We start from the raw sequence: 22,047 nt of genomic DNA, 5'->3' as shown, positions 1-22,047 counted from the left end.
GAAGCGGGTCAATCTTTGGCGGTTACGTATAGGAGTCGCGCCAAAAGGCAAAGGTTGGAAAGCGACCACACGACACAAAGCTGCGCCATGTCTGGCGTGCGGCAGGTGTTTGTGCTTGTTTCGGAACGGCACGACCCCGATAGGAACCCGAACATATGTCCCTGCGCATCGCCTTTGCCGCCAGCTCTGCTCCGATTGCCCAATCGGCCAAAGCGGGGCTGACCCGCCGCTATGGCGACCACAACGAAGACGGTGCAGACGTGATCGTTGCACTGGGCGGCGACGGGTTCATGCTGGCAACCCTGCATAGGACACAAGACCTGCCCGCCCCGGTCTACGGGATGAATCGCGGCACAGTCGGCTTTCTGATGAACGAATACTCTGAACACGATCTGGAAGAGCGGCTTGAGCAGGCACAGGAAGAGGTGATCAACCCGCTCTCGATGTTGGCCACGCGACAGGACGGCAGCACACAACGGGCGCTTGCGATCAACGAGGTCTCGTTGTTGCGGGCAGGGCCACAGGCTGCGCGATTGAGGATCAGTGTCGATGGCAAGGTCCGCATGTCCGAACTGGTCTGTGATGGCGCTCTGGTTGCCACCCCTGCTGGATCCACCGCCTACAACTACTCCGCCCACGGTCCCATCCTGCCCATTGGCTCCGACGTTCTGGCACTGACCGCAATGGCCGCATTCCGGCCCCGCAGGTGGCGCGGCGCGCTCTTACCCAAGACGGCCGAGGTCACTTTCGAAGTGCTTGACCCTGACAAGCGGCCAGTCATGGCCGAAGCCGACGCCCGTGCCGTGCGTGACGTCGTGCGGGTCGAAATCCGGTCAGAACCCTCGATCGCACACCGGGTTCTGTTCGATCCGGGCCACGGGCTCGAGGAACGGCTGATCCGCGAGCAGTTCGTCTAAGGCCCAACCGCGTCGCAAAACCGCCCATCTTGTGCCATCTCCGGTCGCTACCTTGCACAGGGGTCAACGGTGAAAGGCATGGAACATGCGGGGTCTTCACATTCTGTTTCTGGCGGCGCTGATGTGTCTTCCCACTGCAGCTGCAGCGCAGGAACGCGACCGTCTGGATCACCGGGGCGAGGTCTTGGGATGGGAAGGCGTTGGTCGGCTCGACACGTCAATCGGCACCTGCACCGGCACGCTCATCGCCCGCGACTTGGTTCTCACGGCGGCTCATTGCGTGGTTGATGAGGCCACCCGTACCGTGCTGCCAATAGACCGCATGCGCTTTAGTGCGGGCCTGACCCATGACTTCACAGCAGCTATCCGGGGGGTCACCCGGATTGTTCTGTCCCACGGCTACCTTGAGTCTCTGGACGCTTCCCTGACCGAGCAGGTGCGCACCGATCTTGCGCTGCTGCGTCTCGACAGTCCGATTTTCAGCACCGAGGCCGAACCATTTCGCATACACGACCGCGCGATGGATGCGGGTTCTGTGATCCTTGTATCCTATGGCAGGGGTCGAAACACGTCGCTTCAGCGTGAATCGGGTTGTCGCCACAAGCAGACCTACCGGGGTGGTCTGATGAGCTTTGACTGCGATGTCACCTTCGGGTCATCCGGTGCGCCGGTCTTTGTCAACGATCAGGGGCGGCTGCGCATCGTGTCGGTGGTGTCGATGATGTCCACCGCGCCCAATGCCGAGAAAGAGGCCATTGGCATGTCGCTGCCTGTCGCTGTCAGCGCCATGATGCGCGACATGCGCAATGATGCGGCGCGCGCGCCGGTGACCGCAGGGGCCCGGCGCGTTAGTGTCGGCGAACGCGCAGGCGGGGCGCGGTTCATCAAAGTGGATTGAAGGGCACGGCCTTTCGAAAGGCCGTGTAAGGCTTTTCCGTAAAAGCCTGTACGCCTTTTGTAAAAGGCGTGCCCAGTACCCCGGTCAGCGCGGCAAGGGCAGAGCGGTGTCGTCTTTAACCTGATCCATCACGATTTGGCTGTGCACCCGCCCGATCGAGTCGTGCGGCAAGAGAACCTCCTGCACCAACCGGTTGAGCGCGGAAAGGTCCAAGCAGTAAACTCGGAAGATGTAATCGGCCTCTCCGGTCAGCGTCCACGCCGCGACGATCTCGGGTGTCGTGGCAACCAGTCGTTTGATGGATTGATGAGTGCCGTTGCTCTGGGCGCGTGTCTCTACCTGAATAAACGCCTGCACCGTCAGGCCAAGCCGTGCGGGGTTCAAACGGCATGGCGTGCCCATGATATAGCCTTCGGCTTCGAGCCGCTGGCGTCGTCGGCTGATCTGGGATGCCGACATGCCAAGGTCTTCGGCCAAGTCCTGCGCCGAAGTTTGGCCGTCCCTTTGCAACCGGGCAAGAAGTTTGATGTCTTTGGGGTCAAGCGAATTCATGCGAGAAATCTGCATCTTTTGGTGAAATCATGCAAGATCAGCGCGTAATTAACATCAAGCGCGTGCAACTATGAGCGCACGACGCATGTCTGACGCCGTAATCTTTGTGAAAACAAGGAGGATGCCATGGGTCCGTTCCCGCACAATGCGCCGAAAGCAACGATCACCAACGAAAACCCCGCCGGGACCGACGGGTTCGAATTCGTCGAATTTGCCCACCCCGACCCCGACGCGCTCCGGGCGCTCTTTACCAAGATGGGCTACACCCACACCGCCACGCACAAGACCAAACAGATCGAGTTGTGGCAGCAGGGCGACATCACCTACATCATCAACAACGAACCCGGCAGTCATGCGATGCGCTTTGTGGAAGAACACGGCCCCTGCGCCCCATCGATGGGATGGCGCGTGGTTGACGCGAAACACGCCTATGATCGCGCAGTGATGCTGGGCGCCACGCCCTATGATGGCGATGACAAGGCGATGGATGTGCCTGCGATTGTCGGGATCGGCGGGTCGCTGATCTATTTCATCGACAAATACTACGGCCAGAACCCGTATAATGACGAATTCAACTGGGTCTCCACCGCCAATCCCGAAGGTGTGGGATTCCATTACCTCGATCACCTGACCCACAATGTCCACAAGGGCAATATGGACACGTGGTTCGACTTCTACGGCAAAATCTTCGGCTTCAAGGAAATCCGTTTCTTCGACATCGAAGGCAAGTTTTCCGGCCTCCTAAGTCGCGCGCTGACCTCGCCCTGCGGACGCATCCGTATTCCGATCAACGAGGACCGGGGTGAGACCGGGCAGATCGTGGAATACCTCAAACGCTACAAGGGCGAAGGCATCCAGCACATCGCTGTGGGCGCCCACGACATCTATGACGCGGTGGACGAGATCGCGGATCGTGGCCTGAAATTCATGCCGGCTCCGCCGGAGGCTTATTACGAGCTGAGCAAAACCCGCGTTGTCGGCCATGAAGAGCCGATCGACCGGATGCAGAAACACGGCATCCTGATCGACGGCGAAGGTGTGGTCGGCGGAGGTGAGACCCGCATCCTGCTGCAGATCTTCTCGAAAACCGTGATCGGGCCTATTTTCTTCGAATTCATCCAGCGCAAGGGCGATGATGGGTTCGGCGAAGGCAACTTCAAAGCCCTGTTCGAAAGCATCGAAGCCGACCAGATCGAACGCGGCGTTCTCAAGGCAAGCTGACTGATGCGGCGCGGCCCCTAGCTTGGGTCGCGCCAGCGGTTCACGATGGGATAGCGTCGGTCCAGCCAGAAGGCGCGTTTCGACAGGCGCGCGCCGGGGGCGGACTGGAATCGTTTGTATTCGCTGATGTAAAGCAGATGCTCGATCCGCTTGGCATCGGCGCGGTCATACCCGGCGGCGACGCAATCCGCGATGGAGCCGTCTTCGTCCACGAGGATTTGCAGGATACCATCCAGCACCGGGTAGTCGGGCAGGGAGTCGCTGTCCTTCTGATCCTCGCGTAGTTCGGCGGAAGGTGGCTTGGTGATGATCGCCTCGGGGATCACAGCGCCCTCTGGCCCCATCATCCAAGCGCGATGGTTGGCGTTGCGCCAGCGGCAGCAATCGAAAACGCGGGTTTTGTACATGTCCTTGATCGGATTATAGCCACCCGCCATGTCGCCATAAATCGTGGCATAGCCCACTGCGACTTCGGACTTGTTGCCGGTGGTCAGCAACATCTCACCGAACTTGTTGGACAGCGCCATAAGCAGCAGACCCCGGATGCGAGACTGGACGTTTTCTTCGGTCAGATCGGGCTTCGTGCCTTCGAACAATGGGCCGAGCGTTTTGGTGACAGCATCGCGAGTTTTACCAATTGGTACAAAATCGTACTGGCAGCCCAAGTTTTCGGCCACTGCCTTTGCATCGTCCAAAGATCCTTGCGACGTGTATTCGGATGGCAGCATCACGCAACGCACATTCTCTGCGCCCAAAGCATCTACTGCAATGGTCGCGACGATGGCAGAGTCGATCCCGCCGGACAGGCCAAGCAGAACCTTCTTGAATCCAGTCTTGGCCATGTAATCCCGCAGCGCGGTGACCATGACGCGGTAATCCTGTTCCATCGCATCGGGATGCTGGGTGAAATCGCCATCCAACGCGCGCCAGCCATTGTCGGTGCGCTCTAGGTCGACATGGCTGATGACCTCGTCGAAGGTCGGCAATTGCACCGCGGGCACACCGCCGGGGTTCAGCACAAACGATCCGCCGTCGAAGACCTGATCGTCTTGTCCACCGACCATGTTGAGGTAAATCAGCGGCAATCCGCATTCGACCACGCGGGCGACCATGTGGTTCAGGCGGGTCTCGAACTTGTCGCGGAAATAGGGGGACCCATTGGGCACAAGGATGAATTCCGCGCCGCTTTCCTCGTGCGCTTCGACCACGTCTGGATACCATGCGTCCTCGCAAATCGGCATGCCGATCCGGACACCGTTCACCGCCACCGGCCCCTGCATCATGTCGCGCGAAAACAGGCGCACTTCATCGAAGACATTGAAATTCGGCAGGAAGTATTTGTGCACGGTCGAGGCGATTTTGCCGCCCTGCAGGACGAAGTAGCTGTTGTGCAGCTTGAGGTCTTCGCCAACGCTTGGACCACCAATCGCAAGTGCGGGTCCGTCTGTGCAGGCCTCGGCCAGTGCGGTCAGTTCGGATTGCACATGGGCCACGAAGGCGGGCTTCACGATCAGGTCTTGGGCCTGATACCCGGTCAGGAACATCTCGGGTAGCGCGACAATATCGGCCCCGGCCGCTTTGCCCTCTTCCCATGCCGTACGGGCCTTGGCGGCGTTGCCGGCAAGATCGCCCACGGTGGGGTTCAACTGCGCCAGAGTGATGCGAAACCGATCCGACATGGGGCGGTCCTTCCTTTGCCGATATCGCGGGTGACATAGCAGAACCCCGCGCGAGGGAAAGCCACTTGTGGGATAAGACATTGTCTGACCCCGCCTGCTCGCATAGGTTTCGGGGACAGGGTCATGGCAACGGACATGAGTGGGATAGCGAACAAATGAGACCGGGCAGCAAAGTCATTCTGGGTGCGGCCGTCGCACTTATCCTCGCACAGGGCGCTGTGGCGCAGGACGGCGAGGTGCAGACCAAGCAATACGATGATGGGGGCGTGTACGAGGGGACGTTCCTAAACGGGTTGCAACATGGCACCGGCACCTACCGTTTGCCGAACGGCTATGAATACACCGGCGACTGGGTCGAGGGCGAGATTCGCGGCGACGGTGTGGCGCGGTTCCCGAACGGTTCGGTCTATGAAGGCCAGTTCACCAAGGGCAAGCCCGAGGGCATCGGCAAGATCGTGTTTGCAGATGGGTCGACCTATGAAGGATCGTGGCTCGACGGCAAGATCACCGGGCAGGGCGTGGCGCTTTATGCCAATGGCGTGCGCTACGAAGGATCGTTCCGCAATGCGCTGCATCACGGGCGTGGCACGATGCAAAGCCCGGGTGGCTATGTCTACGAAGGCGACTGGATCAATGGTGTTAAGGAAGGCAACGGGACCATCACCTATCCCGATGGGTCGACCTATGAGGGCCGCGTCGCGGATGGTGACCGCGAAGGGCAGGGCAAACTGACCATGCCAGACGGTCTGGTCTATGACGGAATGTGGAAAGACGGGCAGATCGACGGGATCGGCACGCTGACCCAATCCAACGGTGATGTCTACGAAGGCCAGCTTGTCGCTGGACGCCGCGACGGGCAGGGCACGGTGCGCTATGCCAACGGCGATGTCTACGAAGGAGAGTTCAAGGACGACCTGCGCCACGGGCAAGGTATGTTCGTTGGCACCGACGGCTACCGTTACGAAGGCGCATGGGTGGCTGGGCAGATCGAAGGGATCGGCAAGGTCACCTATCCCGATGGCTCTGTCTACGAAGGCCAGTTCCGGGGCGATCTTGCCAATGGTGAGGGCAAGATCACCTATCCGGATGGGTCGACCTACGAAGGCGATTGGATCGATGGTGTGATCGACGGCAAGGGCCGTGCGGTTTATGCCAATGGGCTTGTGTATGAGGGCGACTTCAAGAACGCACGCAACCACGGCTATGGCGTCATGACATACCCTGACGGCTACAAGTACGAAGGCGAATGGCTGGACGGGCAGCGCCACGGGCAGGGCACAGCGACCTACACTGATGGCACCTTCTATGTTGGTCAGTTTGCGGACGGGCAGCGTCATGGGCAGGGCGAGATCACCATGGCCGACGGGTTCAAGTACGTCGGAGACTGGCAGAATGGCGAGATCAGCGGTCAGGGGACCGCGACCTATGCCAATGGCGATGTCTACGAGGGCACGTTCCTAGACGGCAAACGTCAGGGCACTGGCACGATGCGCTATGGCTCGGGTGAAACCGCCACGGGTGAATGGATCAACGGGGCTTTGACGGACGGGTGATGTGAGTGTTTGCAAACTCGGTGCGCGGGTTTGCAAACTTTGGCCGGGCTATTCCCACCAGCGGTCCACTTCGGCAATCTCGTCATCGGTCCAGCCAAAGTGATGCGCAATTTCATGCGCGACGATATGGGCTACCAAATCCTGAAGCGTCACTGATTTTCGGTCGCGCCATTCGGCAAGGATGGGTTCGGCATAAAGCCAAACCTGATCGGGAAAGGGCGACGGATCACCGGCGGATTTCTCGGTCAGGGGGATGCCGTCATAGAGCCCGGTCAGTTCCAGCGGATCGTCGATCTCCAGATCGGCCAGAACATCGTCGGGTGGCCAGTCGGTGACCTGAAGAAGAACGTCCTGGCATAGGTCCCGAAACGGCAAAGGCAGCCCGTTCAGGGCTGCCTCGGCATAGCGTGTAATGTCGTCGATATCGTCTTGTGCGGTCATCCGTGTATCAGCACCGCACAAGTTGACCGCGTCAAGCCAAGATCAGAGCAAGAGCTGATAGCTGTGTGGCACATAGTGGAAGCCGTCACCGCGTGTTTCGACATAGCCCACACCCGGGAAAGGCATGTGGTAGCCGATGAACGGAACCGCGTCTGTCGCCAGCATGCCCAGAACATTGCGGCGCGATGCAGCAGCGGCGGCTTTGTCCATGTCGAAACGGACTTCCCAATCGGGATGTGCCAGAGACCAGACATAGTGGTTGGTCAGGTCGGCAAGGATCAGAAGCTGCTGGTCATTGCTGTCGAGCATGAAGGTCATGTGACCCGGCGTATGCCCAAACGCGGCCATCGCCGTGATGCCCGAGGTGACGCTGTCGCCATCGCCAAGGAAGGACATTTTTTCCGCCAGCGGTTTGACGTTGTTGGCAAAGCCTTCGTTGTCGGTGCCCGACCAGTGGTCGAACTCCGCCTGACCGGTGATGTAGGCGGCGTTGCTGAAAGTCTCTGCACCGTCGGTCATCAGGCCGCCGATGTGGTCACCGTGCATGTGGGTCAAAACGACATGGGTTACGGCATCGGCGGTATAGCCTGCCATTTCTACCGCCTGCGCGGTAGCTGCCCCGTTGAGGCCGGTGTCGAACAGGATCAGTTCAGCGCCTGTGTTGACAAGAGTCGGCGTGAAAAAGAACTGCGCCTTGTCGATCGGAATGCGCGCTTCGGCTGACGCGGCTGCGAATTCTTCGGCGCTGACGTTCATACCGAAGATCGTTTGCGGTTCTTCCACTGTGCGGCTGCCAACGAGCATCGTGGTGACTTCGAAATCGCCGACGCCGAAACGGTTTACGCGGGGGATCTGAGCCCCTTGCATGTGACCGGCGGCGCTTGCCTTGGTGATGCCAAGACCTGCTGCCATCGGAAGGGCGGCGGCCCCGGCAAGAAGGCTGCGGCGTGACATGGAAAATTCGGACATATTGATCGCTCCCCTGTTTTATCTGGGAAGGAGTGTAGCTGCAAAACCGACCAAAGCTTGTTCATTCACGGCTTCGTGACTGTGCAATCGTGCAGAGCATTGGTGCGGGGCTTTCTGGACAAAAGCATCCCTTTGTGTGAAAGCGCGGTCAACAGGAGACACAGTCCATGACAACCACCCGTTTCGCCCCGTCACCCACTGGTTACATCCATGTCGGCAACCTGCGCACCGCCTTGTTCAACTACCTTATCGCCCACAAGTCCGGTGGGACATTCATCCTGCGGATCGACGACACCGACCCGGAGCGGTCAAAGGAAGAATATGTCGATGCGCTCAAGTATGACCTGGAGTGGTTGGGCCTGACATGGGACCGTGTTGAGCGGCAGTCCGAGCGGTTGGACCAGTACCACGCGGCAGCCGACACGCTGCGCGAGATGGGGCGTTTCTACGAGGCGTTCGAGACACCGACCGAATTGGACCTGAAGCGCAAGAAACAGCTGAACATGGGCAAACCGCCGGTTTATGATCGTGCGGCGCTTGCCTTGTCCGAAGATGAAAAGGCCAAACTGCGCGCCGAGCGGGGCGATGGCGTCTGGCGGTTCAAGCTGGACCAGGAACGGATCGAATGGACCGATGGCATCCTTGGCGACATTTCAATTGATGCGGCCAGCGTCAGCGACCCGGTGCTGATCCGGGCGGATAAGCAGATCCTTTATACGCTTGCGTCGGTTGTAGACGATACCGAGATGGGTGTGACCAACGTCGTGCGCGGGTCCGATCACGTGACCAACACCGCAACGCAGATCCAGATCATCCGCGCGCTGGGCGGCACCGTGCCGTCTTTTGCGCATCATTCGCTGCTGACGGGGCCGCAGGGCGAGTCGCTGTCCAAGCGCCTGGGCACACTGGCGCTGCGCGATCTGCGCGAGCAGGGCATTGAGCCAGAGGCATTGCTGAGCCTGATGGCGCGGCTGGGTTCGTCACAGCCGGTGGAATTGCGATTGTCGCTCGAAGAGATCTCGGATGGGTTTGACCTAAGCCAGTTTGGCTCTGCGCCGACGAAGTTCGATTTTGAGGACCTTTTCCCGCTGACCGCGCGCAAGTTGCACGGGCTGGATGTGACGGCCGTCAAAGGCGATCTGGATGCGCTGGGCGTTCCGGCTGACAAGGCCGAAGCGTTTTGGAACGTGGCACGCGACAACATCACCACGCGCCACGATATCGCCAAATGGTGGGCGCTCTGTGCCGAGGGCGCGGAGCCGATGGTCGCGGATGAAGACGCAGAATTCATTGCAGAAGCGATGGCTCTGCTGCCCGAGGGCCCACTTGGCCCGGATGCATGGGGCAGTTGGACCAGCGCCGTGAAAGAGGCGACAGGCCGCAAGGGCAAGGGTCTGTTCATGCCGCTGCGCAAGGCGCTGACCGGGCAAGAGCGGGGGCCGGAAATGGCCGATCTGCTACCCGTGTTGCAAACCATTCCAGCACGCAAACTCGCGAAAGCCTAAGTTTCTTTGGCTTTTTGATGCAGAGCTTTGACCGCGTCGGGGTCGTCGATCCGGCGGTCGATGATCCCTAGCGTGGCAGCGCGGGTCTCTTCAGCGGCATTCGCCAAATCCGACCAGTCGCTTTTGCTGAGCCGGTTCGCAGCTTTAAGCATCTGCGCCATCACATCAAACCGGTCGCCACCGTCCTGCATCAGGCTGGCAAACCCGTCATGCAGAAGATCGTTCGCTGACACCGTGCCGATGATGACCCTGTCGAACTTGGGTTTGGCGTCACGCTCTGGGTCGCTCATGCCCTGGCCCAGCGACCACAAGATGCGTTCGATGCGGTGGATCACGTCGATGGCAGTGCCGGGATCGTTCACACCGGGTGACAGTGCTCGCGAGGCGACTTCGGACAAGATCACAAGGCCGAAGCGGGCATCCTGTTCGACGGTGCGTTCATCCCCCAGAGTGAAGTTTTCAAGCAGCGCGTCCAAATCGCATTCGCCATCGACATAGGCCATTGGCGTATCCTTGAGCACCCAACTGCCGGGGGGGGTGTACACCCAAAGCGTCGCGTCCTGTTTTTCGAGCTGTTCGTTGAGTTCGGCCAGGCTGATGAATTGCACATAGCCCGATCTCGGTGAGAGGAGTGCTTTTGAGCTGTCCGGTGCGCGCGGTGCATCGCTCGCGGGGCGGGCGCCTAGGTTGGGGGTTTTGGCCAACCGTTCCAGCGGTTGCGTCGCGGATTGTTCCACCAAGGTCAGGGTGTGGTGCAGGCTGCCCAATTGGCTGAGATGGGCGATCCAGCGCAGGATCGCGACAACGATCATCAGGATGCAGACCATGGTCAGACCGAAGACGATCACAGCAGCGGAGTCGCCGTAGAACCCGGCGCGGAACATGACGATGGAGGCGAGCGAGAAGAGGAACGCGCCCACAAAGACCGACATGACGTTGAGGGTCGTCATATCCTGCATCAATAGCCGGTACACACGCGGCGTTGCCTGACCTGCCGCCGAGCGAAACGCTTGCACCATGATGCCCAGTGAAAAGGTGGTGACCGCCAGCATCGACGAGGCGAGGATGTTCAGAATCGGTAGAACCGCGTCGCGTGAGAAGCGTTGGGCCAGTGAGTCGGGCAGGAACTGATCAAACAGCGGTGCGAACAGTGCCACCAGCAAGGCTGCGCTGCCAAAGGCTGAAATTCGGATGCCGGGGCGCCGCCAAAGCCGGGTCAGCCAAAGCCAGATGCGTTCGCGCATCAGGCAAACACCTTGGCGCGCAGGGTCAGCAACATGTCATCGACAAAGGCTTGTTCTGCTGCGGAGAGCTTTTGCGCCCGAGGATAGACTGGATTGCTGCGATCGTTGCGTACGGGGGTGTTCCAGCCTTCGGTGGTGGCGCAGAACCTTTCAGCCCCGGCTTCGCCGAATTCACGCAGATACCCTTGCAGAACCGCATCGACATAGCTGAGCAGGATCGGGTGATCCTTGTCCGGTGGCGCCGCATTACCCGGCGGGATGGCGTAGATCGAGATGTCACGTACATCCTGCGCTGTGTGCTGAACCGCGTCGGTGACAGCAAGGCGGGAATAGGAAAACTCCCGCGCATCCAGAGCGACCCAGTCGTCGTTGGGAACGGGGGCGATGACTCCGTCGATGACGCTTTCGGCTTCGGCAATCACAGACAGGAAGGCTGCTGGGCGGTTCGGCGCACGTTGCCAGACGCGCCGCCAACCGGTGATGTGCGAGGCATGAAGTGGGGTAAAGCTGTGGGTGTTCCGGTTCACCAGTGATCCGTAGCCGAAAAAATGCGGGTGCTTCACGGGGCTATCTGCTCACGAATGGTTGATGTATATCAAAGACAGCTTTGCATGATCCGGTAGGTTTGGCCAACCGATCTGAAAGGATGACTGCCTTGCGTGTCACCAAACGAACCAACATCGCGATGCGTGTCCTCATGTTCTGCGCCGCCAATACGGGGCGTCTTGTGACCAAGGCAGAAATTGCGGAACGCTGTAATGCGTCGGAAAACCACCTAGCTCAGGTGATCAACCAACTTGGGCAACTTGGGTTCCTTCACACCCAACGCGGGCGCAATGGCGGTTTGGAGTTGGGGCGTCCGGCAGATCAGATCAGGATCGGCGACGTGTTCCGCGTGCTCGAGGCACCGGTGCCGCTGGCCGAGTGTTTTGCCGATGTCGACAACACCTGTCCGCTGAAAGATGCGTGTCGTCTGCGGACGGCTTTGACCGACGCGGTCGAGGCGTTCTATCTATCGCTTGATCCGATCACGCTGGACGCGCTTGTGTGCACCAATGCCGACCTTCTGGACATCTTGAACCCCGAACGCGCTTGCGCTGCCAGAGAAGCCGCGCTCGCAGTTTGAGACTTGAGGCCGTTGCGAAAACGGTCTACCACTCGCGTCATCCACGATGGGAGAACCGGTTCGACCGGTGCCGAAGGAGCAACCGCCCCCGGAAACTCTCAGGCCGAAGGACCGTCGCGGACATAAACTCTGGAGAGATTTCGGGCGTGACCCGGAACGCCGAAGGGATAACGATCTCAGGCAAAAGGACAGAGGGGGCATAGGACGAACGCGCATTTTGCGCGATTTGGAATATGCCGGTTGTCGTATCACATGCGCCCGGTCTGACACGAAGGGATGCCGCGTGAGCGATTTGAAACGCACACCGCTATACGATCTGCATGTTGCGCTGGGCGCCAAGATGGTCCCATTTGCGGGATACGAAATGCCGGTGCAGTACAAGGCAGGTGTGATGAAGGAACATCTTCATTGCCGAGCGGCCGCGGGGCTTTTCGATGTCAGCCATATGGGGCAGGTCATTTTGCGGGCCGACAACCCTGAGGTCGCCAAAGCTGCTTTGGAGCGGTTGATCCCGCAGGATGTGCTGGGACTGGGCGAAGGCCGCCAGCGCTATGGATTTTTCACCAATGATGCAGGCGGGATCGAAGACGATCTTATGTTCGCCAATCGGGGTGATCACCTGTTCGTCGTCGTGAATGCGGCCTGCAAAGATGCGGATGTGGCACGCATGCGCGCCGGGTTAGAGCCGGATGTGACAGTCAAGCTTTTGGAGAACCGCGCGCTTTTGGCGTTGCAGGGCCCGAAGGCCGAAGCCGTGTTGGCAGAACATCACCCGTCAGTGGCCGAGATGCGGTTTATGGATGTAGCCACTGTCCCGATTGCGGGGGCCGAATGCTGGGTGTCGCGGTCCGGTTACACCGGCGAAGACGGATATGAAATATCCGTGCCTTTGGCGGCGGCCCAAGAACTGGCTCAGGCGTTGCTGGCCCACGAGGATGTGGAGGCCATCGGTCTTGGCGCACGGGATTCGCTCCGCCTTGAGGCGGGGCTGTGTCTGTATGGCCATGACATCGACGACACAACGTCCCCGGTCGAAGGCGGATTGACCTGGGGCATCCAGAAAGCGCGCCGGTCTGGTGGCGACCGCGAAGGCGGGTTTCCTGGCGATGATCGTATTCTAAGCGAGATGCAGAAGGGGGCCGATCGCAAGCGCGTTGGACTTCTTCCTGAAGGCCGTGCACCGATGCGTGAAGGCACTGTGCTTTTTGCCGTGGCCGATGCAGAAACTCCGGTTGGCACCGTCACATCGGGCGGGTTTGGCCCAACTGTCGGCGCCCCTGTTGCGATGGGCTATGTCGACGCTGCCCATGCTGAAATCGGCACCAATCTTTTTGGCGAAGTCCGGGGCAAACGGCTTCCTGTTTCTGTTGCCAAACTGCCCTTCGTGGCGGCAGGGTTCAAACGATAATCATACCAAGAGGGACCACATGAAATTTACCGAAGAACATGAATGGCTGCGCGTCGAAGGCGATGAAGTGGTTGTTGGCATCACGGCACACGCCGCCGAACAATTGGGCGATGTGGTGTTCATTGAACTGCCCGAGGAAGGCACGGTTGTCAGCAAGGATGACGAGATTGTTGTGATCGAGTCGGTCAAGGCCGCGTCGGACATTCTTGCGCCACTCGACGGTGAAATCACTGAAGTGAATGAAGCGCTGGTCGAAGAACCGAGCAAGGTCAACGAAGACCCTGAGGGCGAGGCTTGGTTCTTTAAGTTGAAGATCGAAGACATGTCGGCGCTGGACGACATGATGGATGAGGCCGCGTACAAGAAATACATCGGCTGATCGTCTGAGGGGCGGAGTTGTCCGCCCTTCGCATCGCCCCGGCTGGACGACACTTTGGCTGCCGTGGCGCTGGCATATTTGGAAAAAGAAGAAGCAGGGGACGGTGCGCCGTTCCGAACCGCAAGGAGAGCGACATGGGTTATGATCCCATCGACTATCTGCCGTATGATTTTGCCAACCGGCGTCACATTGGCCCATCCCCTGCGGAGATGGCCGAGATGCTGGCCACGGTCGGGGTGTCAAAGCTCGACGATCTGATTGCTCAGACGGTGCCCGAAAACATCCGTCAGGCCGAACCGTTGGATTTTGGCAAAGCGCTGTCAGAGCGGGAACTGTTGTACCACATGCGCGAGGTCGCGTCGCAGAACGAGGTTCTGACCTCGCTCATCGGGATGGGGTATCACGGCACGGTCACTCCGCCTGCGATTCAGCGGAACATTTTTGAGAACCCGGCCTGGTACACGGCCTATACGCCATATCAGCCCGAGATCAGCCAAGGGCGGCTTGAGGCGCTGTTGAATTACCAGACCATGGTCAGCGACCTGACTGGACTGGAGATTGCGAACGCATCACTGCTGGATGAAGCGACGGCCTGTGCCGAGGCGATGACCATGGCGCAGCGTGTGGCCAAGTCGAAGGCCACAGCGTTCTTTGTAGATGAGAACTGTCACCCGCAGAACATCTCGGTCATAAAGACGCGCGCGGCGCCTTTGGGCATAGAGGTGATTGTTGGGGATGTGGCTGACATGGACCCCGAGGCGGTGTTCGGGGCGATCTTCCAGTATCCGGGCACATATGGCCACCTGCGGGACTTCACTGATGACATTGCGCGGCTGCATGGTGCCCGCGCGATTGCCATCATGTCTGCTGATCCGATGGCGCTGTGTCTGCTGAAAGAGCCGGGCGCGATGGGCGCGGATATTGCTGTGGGATCAACCCAGCGGTTCGGGATTCCCCTTGGCTATGGTGGTCCACACGCGGCCTATATGGCGACCAAGGACGACTATAAGCGCGCAATGCCGGGTCGGATCGTCGGTATCTCCATCGACAGCCATGGCAACAAGGCCTACCGGTTGTCCTTGCAGACCCGCGAGCAGCACATCCGCCGGGAAAAGGCGACGTCGAATGTTTGCACGGCGCAAGCGCTGTTGGCTGTGATGGCTGGGTTCTATGCTGTGTTCCACGGACCCAAAGGCTTGCGGGCGATCGCGCAGCGCATCCATCGCAAGACAGTGCGTATGGCCAAGGGGTTGGAAGCTGCCGGTTTCAAGGTCGAGCCCGCAGCCTATTTTGACACGATCACCGTGGATGTGGGGCTCCTGCAGCGCGGCGTGTTGCAGGCGGCGGTGCGCGAGGGGTTGAACCTGCGGGCCGTTGGCAAGACCAAGATCGGTATCACCCTGGACGAGAAATCGCGCCCAGCGACCATCGAGGCGGTATGGCGGGCCTTTGGTCTGCTCAAATCGGATGATGAGCTAACACCGGAATATCGCTTGCCCGACGGGTTGATCCGCACCTCCGAGTATCTGCAACATGACGTGTTTCACATGAACCGGGCCGAGACCGAGATGATGCGCTACATGCGCCGTCTTGCGGACCGCGATCTGGCGCTGGACCGCGCGATGATCCCGCTTGGGTCGTGCACGATGAAGCTCAATTCAGCGGCCGAGATGATGCCGGTGAGCTGGCGCGAGTTCGCCGATATTCACCCTTATGTGCCCAACGATCAGGTGCGTGGGTATCATGCGCTGATCGGGGATCTGAACGCAAAGCTGTGCACAATCACTGGCTATGACGCGATTTCCATGCAGCCCAATTCGGGCGCGCAGGGGGAGTATGCAGGGCTTTTGTCGATTGCCGGATATCACCGCGCAAATGGGCAGGGGCATCGCAACATTTGCCTGATCCCGGTCAATGCGCATGGGACCAACCCTGCCTCGGCGCAGATGGTCGGTTGGAAAGTGGTGCCGGTGAAGTGCGACGACAACGGCTCGATCGACCTTGAGGATTTCCGCGCCAAGGCGGAGCAGCATTCCAAGAACCTTGCCGGGACGATGATCACCTACCCGTCGACCCATGGCGTGTTCGAAGGCACGGTCAAGGACGTCTGCGCAATCACCCATGAGCACGGCGGTCAGGTCTATATCGACGGAGCCAACATGAACGCCATGGTCGGTCTGTCGCGGCCCGGCGATCTGGGTGGAGATGTGAGCCATCTTAACCTGCACAAGACATTCTGCATTCCGCATGGTGGCGGTGGGCCGGGCATGGGGCCGATTGGTGTGAAAGCGCACCTGATCCCGCACCTTCCGGGTGATCCGGTGTCGGGTGAGGGGGCTGTCAGTGCGGCGCCGTTTGGGTCACCGTCGCTCTTGCCGATCTCGTGGGCCTATTGCCTGATGATGGGGGGCGAAGGCCTGACACAGGCGACGCGCGTGGCGATCCTGAACGCGAACTATATTGCGACACGGCTCGAAGGGGCATTTGACGTGCTGTACCGTGGCGATAAAGCGCGCGTGGCGCATGAGTGTATTCTTGATGTGCGTCCGTTCGAGAAAACTGCTGGCGTCACAGTGGAAGACATTGCGAAACGTCTGATGGATGCGGGCTTCCATGCGCCGACCATGAGTTGGCCTGTTGCGGGTACTCTGATGGTGGAGCCGACGGAGTCGGAAACCAAGGCCGAGCTGGACCGGTTCTGTGATGCGATGCTGGCAATCCGCGACGAGATCCGAGCGATCGAAGCGGGCGAGATGGATCGCGAAATAAACCCGTTGAAGCTTGCTCCGCATACGATGGAAGATCTCGTGCGCGACTGGGATCGGCCTTACAGCCGTGAGCAGGGTTGTTTTCCCAAAGGCGCGTTCCGGGTCGACAAGTACTGGCCGCCGGTCAACCGTGTCGACAACGCCTATGGCGATCGGCATTTGGTCTGCACCTGCCCGCCGATGGAGGACTATGCCGAGGCGGCCGAGTAACTGCTGGGCCACAGGCGCGACAGTGCGCCTATGAGAGTTCAGGCCGGGTTCTTTGCCCGGCCTGTTTCGTTGAAGCGTGTCGCAATCGGAAAAAACTGGCGAGGGCGTTGCAACCAATCGGACAGCGCTACGTTGCTTGGGTATGAGACACCTTTTGCAGAAGTTGAGAACATGGTTCGGTCACATCAGGCCCAAGACGCTCGCTGATGAGCAGAAGGCGATCCCGGTCGTGACCGTGTCCGCCTATCGCGGCGATTTGGCGCTGAAACATGATCGGGCGCAGCATCGTCGGTATACGGCGCATTTCGAGGATCTTCAGAATTGACCAAACCTATCCTGATTATGGGGGCGACCTCTGGCATTGGGCGCTCCGCACTGGACGAGGCGGTGCGACGCGGTTTGCCCGTGCGCGCCTTTGCCCGAAGCGCTGACAGCCTTGACGCGACCGACCTTGTCGAGCCGTTCAAGGGCGATGCGACATCGGCAGAGGATGTGGCGCGGGCCTTAAGCGGTGCGCAAGCCGTCGTCTATGCGCTTGGTATCACCGAGCGCCTGGCCATGTTGTGGGAAGAAGAGACCCTCTTTTCGGAAACAACACGGGTGTTGCTAGAGGCAATGGCAACATCGGATGTATCGCGGCTTGTGGTTGTCACTGGATTTGGCGCAGGACGCAGCAAGACGGCAATGAGTTGGGTCGAAAGGACGGGTCATCGCGCCATCCTTGGTAAGCCCTATGCCGACAAAGACCGTCAGGAAGACCTGATCATGGCGTCAGCGACGGATTGGACAATTGCCCGTCCGGTGATCCTGACCAAGGGCGCACGCACCGATGCGTATCGCGCCTTGCGGGACCCCAAGACTTGGCGCAACGGGCTGATTTCCCGGTCCAGCGTGGCGCATTATCTGATCGACGCGGTCGAGCAGGGGTTGGACGTCAAAGCGGATGTTGTGCTGACGCGCTGAAAATCAGGCTTTGGCGGTGTCGTCCAACAGGAACGACATGGCGTCACGCACCCGGCCCCAAGTCGCTGCATCCGACGCACAGAGCAGATAGCCTTCACGCATCTGCGCGCGATACTCTGATCCGTCAAGACAGGCGACGTGGCCACCGGCGCGCTGGACGATCAAAGCCCCTGCGGCATGGTCCCAAGGTGTCAGGTTCGAGCAAAGCACAAAGTCCATATGCCCCAAGGCCACCATACGGAATTCATGCGCGGCGCAGCGCAGCATGTAGAGCCGTTGAAACCGTGTCATGAGACCCATCAGGTCGGTGCGTTTGTCGTCCGGGACATTGTACACCGAGGCAAAGCCGCTAAGCGATTCAACCGGCCCGCCTTTGGACACTGAAACGTTGCGGGCGGGGCGGCGCGGTGCCATCACTTGCGCGGGGCCTGTCTCGTCTGCAATCAGAACTTCGTCTGTGATGGGGTCATAGATCAGGCCAAACACGGGCACACCAAAGCGCGTCATCGACAGGATCACGCCAAAGGTCGCCAACCCATGCGCAAAGTTCCAAGTGCCGTCAACGGGATCGATGGTAAAGCCCATTTCCGCATCGGCAAGCGCCGCGACTTTTTCATCAGTCACACTTTCTTCACCGACCATCAAAGCGTTGGGGAACATCGCAAGCAAACCGCGCACGATCATCTTTTCCGCTTCCTTGTCGGCCGCAGTGACCACATCCATCGGTCCTGATTTCTGGTCGATGTCACTGGTGCCCAGCGTCCGAAAGCGCGGCAGAATTTCGGCCCGCGCGGCGCGGCGCACGAGGTTGATGATCTGCGTGCGCTGGGCCGGGGTCAGCGGGGCTGGGATTGTCATGGGAAGGCTATCGGACATCGGGCGACTCGATTTCTTGTGATGGGCTGTCCGGGGCATGCCAAGGGATTGGCCTCAGGGCAAGGTGGTATATTGCCGTTCATTGGGTCTTTCGGCCCACGTCACGCAGATCATTCCCGCGCCCGAAGCACTTGGGCTGGGCGTGCCGCAAGGGGGCGCCATGCGAAAATCAGGCCGGCAAGCAGTGTTGCCATCACACCACCCACCACGACGCCAAGGGCGGATGGCCAGACCACGGCAAAGCTGCTGTCCATGATAAAGGTCATTACTGCCCAACTGCCTAGGATGCCCGCGCCCAAGGCGACCAGACCTGCACCGCCGCCCAAAAGCGCAGAGCGCAGGGCAAAGCTTTGCAGAATACGTGCGCGGCTGGCACCAAGTGTTTTCAGCACGGCAGCTTCATAGGTGCGTGCCCCTTCGCCTGCGGCGGCAGCGCCGATCAATACAAGAAACCCGGTAAGCAGGGTGGCCGCAGCCCCCCAGCGCACGGCGGCGCCAATGCCTTCGAGCAGGAGGCTGACTCGGTCGATAGCATCGCGGACGCTGATCGCTGTGATATTCGGAAACGCGGTCGCCAGTTCACGCAGGATGCGGGCCTCGTCTTCGGCGGGCGCATAGACCGTCGAGATAAAGGTATGCGGCGCACCTTGTAGCGCGTTGGGTGTGAGCGTCATCACAAAGCCCATGCCGGCGGTCGAAAAATCCACATCACGGAAGCTGGTGATTGTGGCGCCGATGTCTCGCCCCAGTATGTTGACGGTGAGCGTGTCGCCCAGCGACAAACCCATTTCTTCGGCCTCTTCAATGGCAAAGCTGACCTCAGCGGGGCCGTCATGGTCGGCCTCCCACCATTCGCCTGCGACGACCCGCGTGTTGGCGTCAGGCTGAGCAGCATAGGTGATGCCTCTGTCGCCAGTGACCACCCAGTGATCGCCTGCGACTTCGCGGGCCGGTCGACCGTTGATCTGGGTCAGTACGCCGCGCAGCATGGGCGCCGTATCGATGCGGGCGACTGCCGGGTCGTTCTCGAGCATCTCGGTATATTGCGGCATCTGGTCGGGTTGGATGTCGACAAAGAAGTAGGCGGGCGCAATCTCGGGCAGGTCACGGTCAATTGCGGTGCGCAGGTTGCCGTCGATCTGACCAACTGCCGCCAAAACCGAAAGGCCCAGTCCGAGGGAAAGAACCACAGGAGCTGCCGCATCCCGCGGGCCACCAATCGAGGCCAGTGCCCACCGCCAGACCGGATGACCGCGCGTGGCTTTGGTTGAGCGTTTGGCGATCCAGCGGATAGCGATGGCCGCCAAGACCAGCACAATCAGCGCGCCGATCAGCCCTCCGGCAGTCCAAAGAGTGAGGAAGGGGCTGCCGGAAAAAAGCGAGGCCACACCGACAAGCAGGCCCAACAGGACGAGCGTCGCAATCACATAGCGCCACGCGGGCAGCATTTTACCCCCGTCCAAAGCATCTCGAAACAGCATCGCGGGGCGGATGTCTTCGGTCCGTGCGAGCGGCCAGAGGGTGAACACCAACGCTGTCAGGATGCCATAAAGCGCGGCTTCGATAAGCGGGGCCGGGTGGATGGTGAAGATTGCGGGCACCGGCAATGAAGCGCTGATCAGCGGGCCAAAGAGGATCGGGACAAGCGCGCCCAAGACAAGGCCAATGCCGATACCAAGCAGGCTGAGTGCACCGATCTGAAGGAAATACGTCTGGAAGATCGTCGCGCGGGTTGCCCCCAAGGTGCGCAGCGTGGCGATCACGCTGGTCTTGCTGGCGAGATAGGCGCGGACGGCTGCGGACACACCGATACCTCCTACCGCAAGACCTGAAAGACCCACCAGGATCAGGAACGCGCCCAGCCGTTCGACAAACCTCGCCACGCCCGGTGCACCATTACGTGCGTCTCGCCAGCGCAGACCGCTGCTTGGGAACGCAGCCTCGGTTGCAGTTTCCAGTGCGTCGAGATCGCTGTCTGGCGGCAAGAGTAGACGATATTCGGTTTCGTAGAGTGTGCCGGTTTGCAGCAAACCGGCCTCGCGAAGCGCGTCTGTGGTAACAAGTGTACGCGGGCCCAATGAGAAGCCGGAGGCAGAGCTGTCTGGTTCAGTGACAAGGATCGCGGAAAGCGTGAAATCTTGGGTGCCAAGCCGAAAGCTGTCGCCGGCCACAAGGCCCAAACGATCTGCCAATAACGGGGCCATGACTGCACCGGGCTGGGTGCCATCGCCCGCCAAAGCCTCTGACAAAGGCATAACCGGATCAAGCACAACCTCGCCTGTAAGCGGGTAAGCGTCATCAACGGATTTGACTTGCGTCAGCGCACGTTCTGCCAGGCCCTCGGGGTCTTTGACCACCATGGAGCGAAAATCGGTGATTTCGGAAATGCCGGCCGAGATGCTTTCGAGATAGGCGCGTTCTTCTGGTTCTGCAAAGCGGTAGGTGAATTCCACCGATGCATCGCCGCCCAAGAGGATCGACCCTTGTGCTTCAAGTCCCGACTGGATCGCGGAGCGGACAGAGCCAACGCCTGCGATCGCGGCCACGCCAAGTGCGAGGCACGCAAGGAAAATACGAAAGCCTTTGAGACCGCCACGCAGTTCCCGGCGGGCGAAGCGGGCAGCCGTGCTTAGCGCCATTATTCTGCAGCCTTCAACTGGTTGTCCGAGATGTGCCCATCCGTCAGCCGGATCACCCGGTCGCATTTCGCGGCCAGTTCGCGGCTGTGGGTGACCAGCACCAATGTTGCGCCGTGGCGGTCGCGCAGATCGAACAATAGGTCAATGATCGCCTGACCATTTACACCGTCAAGGTTGCCTGTTGGTTCATCCGCTAGCAGGATTTCCGGACGCGTGACCGAGGCTCGGGCCAGCGCGACGCGCTGCTGTTCGCCGCCTGACATCTGCGCCGGGTAATGATCCGCTCGGTGGGCAAGGCCTACTGCTTCAAGCTCTGCTTGGGCGCGGTCGTAGGCATCCTTTTCCCCAGCCAGTTCCAGCGGTGTAGCGACGTTTTCCAGCGCCGTCATGGTTGGGATCAGGTGAAACGACTGGAACACGACGCCCATATGATCGCGCCGAAAGCGCGCCATCTTGTCCTCGTCCATCGCGGTAAGGTCCTGACCGAGTGCAACCACGCTGCCCGAACTGGCATTCTCAAGCCCGCCCATCACCATCAACAACGAAGACTTGCCCGATCCCGACGGTCCGATCAGTCCTAATGTCTCGCCCTTGTGAACAGAAAGGCTGATCCCATGTAGGATCTCGACCATTCCGGCATTGCCCTTGAGGCTGAGCGTGACATCTTTGAGGTCTAGAACTGGCTGGGTCATTGGATAC

At 60.0% G+C, this 22,047-nt stretch carries 20 protein-coding genes and 2 riboswitches; of the genes, 11 read left to right on the top strand and 9 right to left on the bottom strand.

Features of this window, described 5'->3' with window-relative positions:
* Window positions 1-155 precede the first annotated feature (155 nt).
* The gene (locus MCRY_RS04310) at window positions 156-917 is read left to right on the top strand and encodes an NAD kinase (protein ID WP_085628255.1); all 762 of its coding nucleotides are present in this window, start codon (window positions 156-158) and stop codon (window positions 915-917) included.
* An 85-nt stretch (window positions 918-1,002) separates the two neighbouring features.
* Window positions 1,003-1,815: a trypsin-like serine peptidase gene (locus MCRY_RS04305; RefSeq protein ID WP_238939407.1), complete on the top strand. Its 813-nt coding sequence runs from the start codon at window positions 1,003-1,005 to the stop codon at window positions 1,813-1,815.
* Between the two features lie 84 nt (window positions 1,816-1,899).
* Here the strand turns inward: MCRY_RS04305 and MCRY_RS04300 are convergent, their stop codons facing one another.
* The gene (locus tag MCRY_RS04300) at window positions 1,900-2,367 is read right to left on the bottom strand and encodes an Lrp/AsnC family transcriptional regulator (protein ID WP_085628254.1); all 468 of its coding nucleotides are present in this window, start codon (window positions 2,365-2,367) and stop codon (window positions 1,900-1,902) included.
* Window positions 2,368-2,493: 126 nt separating this feature from the next.
* Between MCRY_RS04300 and hppD the strand changes: the two genes are divergently transcribed.
* A complete protein-coding gene (hppD, locus tag MCRY_RS04295; RefSeq protein WP_085628253.1) occupies window positions 2,494-3,588 on the top strand; it encodes a 4-hydroxyphenylpyruvate dioxygenase in 1,095 nt (364 codons plus the stop codon).
* Window positions 3,589-3,605: 17 nt separating this feature from the next.
* Here hppD and MCRY_RS04290 read toward each other — a convergent pair whose 3' ends face one another.
* The gene (locus MCRY_RS04290) at window positions 3,606-5,267 is read right to left on the bottom strand and encodes an NAD+ synthase (protein ID WP_085628252.1); all 1,662 of its coding nucleotides are present in this window, start codon (window positions 5,265-5,267) and stop codon (window positions 3,606-3,608) included.
* Between the two features lie 155 nt (window positions 5,268-5,422).
* Between MCRY_RS04290 and MCRY_RS04285 the strand changes: the two genes are divergently transcribed.
* The gene (locus MCRY_RS04285) at window positions 5,423-6,820 is read left to right on the top strand and encodes an MORN repeat-containing protein (RefSeq protein ID WP_085628251.1); all 1,398 of its coding nucleotides are present in this window, start codon (window positions 5,423-5,425) and stop codon (window positions 6,818-6,820) included.
* A gap of 48 nt (window positions 6,821-6,868) precedes the next feature.
* Here the strand turns inward: MCRY_RS04285 and MCRY_RS04280 are convergent, their stop codons facing one another.
* Window positions 6,869-7,261, bottom strand: a complete 393-nt coding sequence (locus MCRY_RS04280) for a metallopeptidase family protein (protein ID WP_085628250.1) — start codon at window positions 7,259-7,261, stop codon at window positions 6,869-6,871.
* A gap of 42 nt (window positions 7,262-7,303) precedes the next feature.
* Entirely contained in the window at window positions 7,304-8,230 is a 927-nt protein-coding gene (locus tag MCRY_RS04275) for an MBL fold metallo-hydrolase (RefSeq protein ID WP_085628249.1), read from the bottom strand.
* A gap of 167 nt (window positions 8,231-8,397) precedes the next feature.
* Here MCRY_RS04275 and gltX point away from each other — a divergent pair, with 167 nt between their 5' ends.
* On the top strand, window positions 8,398-9,735 hold the full coding sequence (gltX, locus tag MCRY_RS04270) for a glutamate--tRNA ligase (RefSeq protein ID WP_085628248.1): 1,338 nt from the start codon (window positions 8,398-8,400) through the stop codon (window positions 9,733-9,735).
* On the opposite strand, the gene MCRY_RS04265 is transcribed toward gltX, so the two are convergent.
* On the bottom strand, window positions 9,732-10,979 hold the full coding sequence (locus MCRY_RS04265) for a DUF2254 domain-containing protein (protein ID WP_085628247.1): 1,248 nt from the start codon (window positions 10,977-10,979) through the stop codon (window positions 9,732-9,734). The genes gltX and MCRY_RS04265 overlap by 4 nt on opposite strands.
* A complete protein-coding gene (locus MCRY_RS04260) occupies window positions 10,979-11,542 on the bottom strand; it encodes a gamma-glutamylcyclotransferase family protein (protein WP_085628246.1) in 564 nt (187 codons plus the stop codon). The genes MCRY_RS04265 and MCRY_RS04260 overlap by 1 nt, the downstream gene beginning before the upstream one ends.
* A gap of 92 nt (window positions 11,543-11,634) precedes the next feature.
* Between MCRY_RS04260 and MCRY_RS04255 the strand changes: the two genes are divergently transcribed.
* From MCRY_RS04255 to MCRY_RS04230, 6 genes are all read left to right on the top strand, one after another.
* Entirely contained in the window at window positions 11,635-12,105 is a 471-nt protein-coding gene (locus MCRY_RS04255; protein WP_085628245.1) for an RrF2 family transcriptional regulator, read from the top strand.
* A gap of 37 nt (window positions 12,106-12,142) precedes the next feature.
* Window positions 12,143-12,229, top strand: a riboswitch (glycine riboswitch).
* Window positions 12,230-12,232: 3 nt separating this feature from the next.
* A riboswitch (glycine riboswitch) is annotated at window positions 12,233-12,299 on the top strand.
* Window positions 12,300-12,388: 89 nt separating this feature from the next.
* Entirely contained in the window at window positions 12,389-13,513 is a 1,125-nt protein-coding gene (gene gcvT / locus MCRY_RS04250; protein ID WP_085628474.1) for a glycine cleavage system aminomethyltransferase GcvT, read from the top strand.
* A gap of 19 nt (window positions 13,514-13,532) precedes the next feature.
* On the top strand, window positions 13,533-13,892 hold the full coding sequence (gcvH, locus tag MCRY_RS04245) for a glycine cleavage system protein GcvH (protein ID WP_085628244.1): 360 nt from the start codon (window positions 13,533-13,535) through the stop codon (window positions 13,890-13,892).
* Window positions 13,893-14,026: 134 nt separating this feature from the next.
* A complete protein-coding gene (gene gcvP / locus MCRY_RS04240) occupies window positions 14,027-16,870 on the top strand; it encodes an aminomethyl-transferring glycine dehydrogenase (RefSeq protein WP_085628243.1) in 2,844 nt (947 codons plus the stop codon).
* A gap of 154 nt (window positions 16,871-17,024) precedes the next feature.
* The gene (locus MCRY_RS22800) at window positions 17,025-17,195 is read left to right on the top strand and encodes a hypothetical protein (RefSeq protein ID WP_176234494.1); all 171 of its coding nucleotides are present in this window, start codon (window positions 17,025-17,027) and stop codon (window positions 17,193-17,195) included.
* Window positions 17,192-17,833, top strand: coding sequence for an NAD(P)-dependent oxidoreductase (locus MCRY_RS04230; RefSeq protein ID WP_238939408.1), 642 nt, complete (start codon window positions 17,192-17,194; stop codon window positions 17,831-17,833). Before MCRY_RS22800 ends, MCRY_RS04230 begins: the two co-directional genes overlap by 4 nt.
* A 3-nt stretch (window positions 17,834-17,836) precedes the next feature.
* On the opposite strand, the gene MCRY_RS04225 is transcribed toward MCRY_RS04230, so the two are convergent.
* From MCRY_RS04225 to MCRY_RS04215, 3 genes are all read right to left on the bottom strand, one after another.
* Window positions 17,837-18,709 (bottom strand): inositol monophosphatase family protein, encoded by an 873-nt coding sequence (locus MCRY_RS04225; protein WP_085628241.1) that lies wholly within the window; start codon window positions 18,707-18,709, stop codon window positions 17,837-17,839.
* 110 nt (window positions 18,710-18,819) lie between these two features.
* Entirely contained in the window at window positions 18,820-21,348 is a 2,529-nt protein-coding gene (locus tag MCRY_RS04220; RefSeq protein WP_085628240.1) for an ABC transporter permease, read from the bottom strand.
* Entirely contained in the window at window positions 21,348-22,040 is a 693-nt protein-coding gene (locus MCRY_RS04215) for an ABC transporter ATP-binding protein (RefSeq protein WP_085628239.1), read from the bottom strand. The genes MCRY_RS04220 and MCRY_RS04215 overlap by 1 nt, the downstream gene beginning before the upstream one ends.
* Between the last annotated feature and the right edge of the window lie 7 nt (window positions 22,041-22,047).

It is taken from the genome of Marivita cryptomonadis (assembly GCF_002115725.1).
Classification (GTDB): Bacteria; Pseudomonadota; Alphaproteobacteria; order Rhodobacterales; family Rhodobacteraceae; genus Marivita; species Marivita cryptomonadis.
The sequence above is the reverse complement of the archived record's forward strand: the minus strand, read 5'-3'. Positions and strand labels throughout refer to the sequence as shown.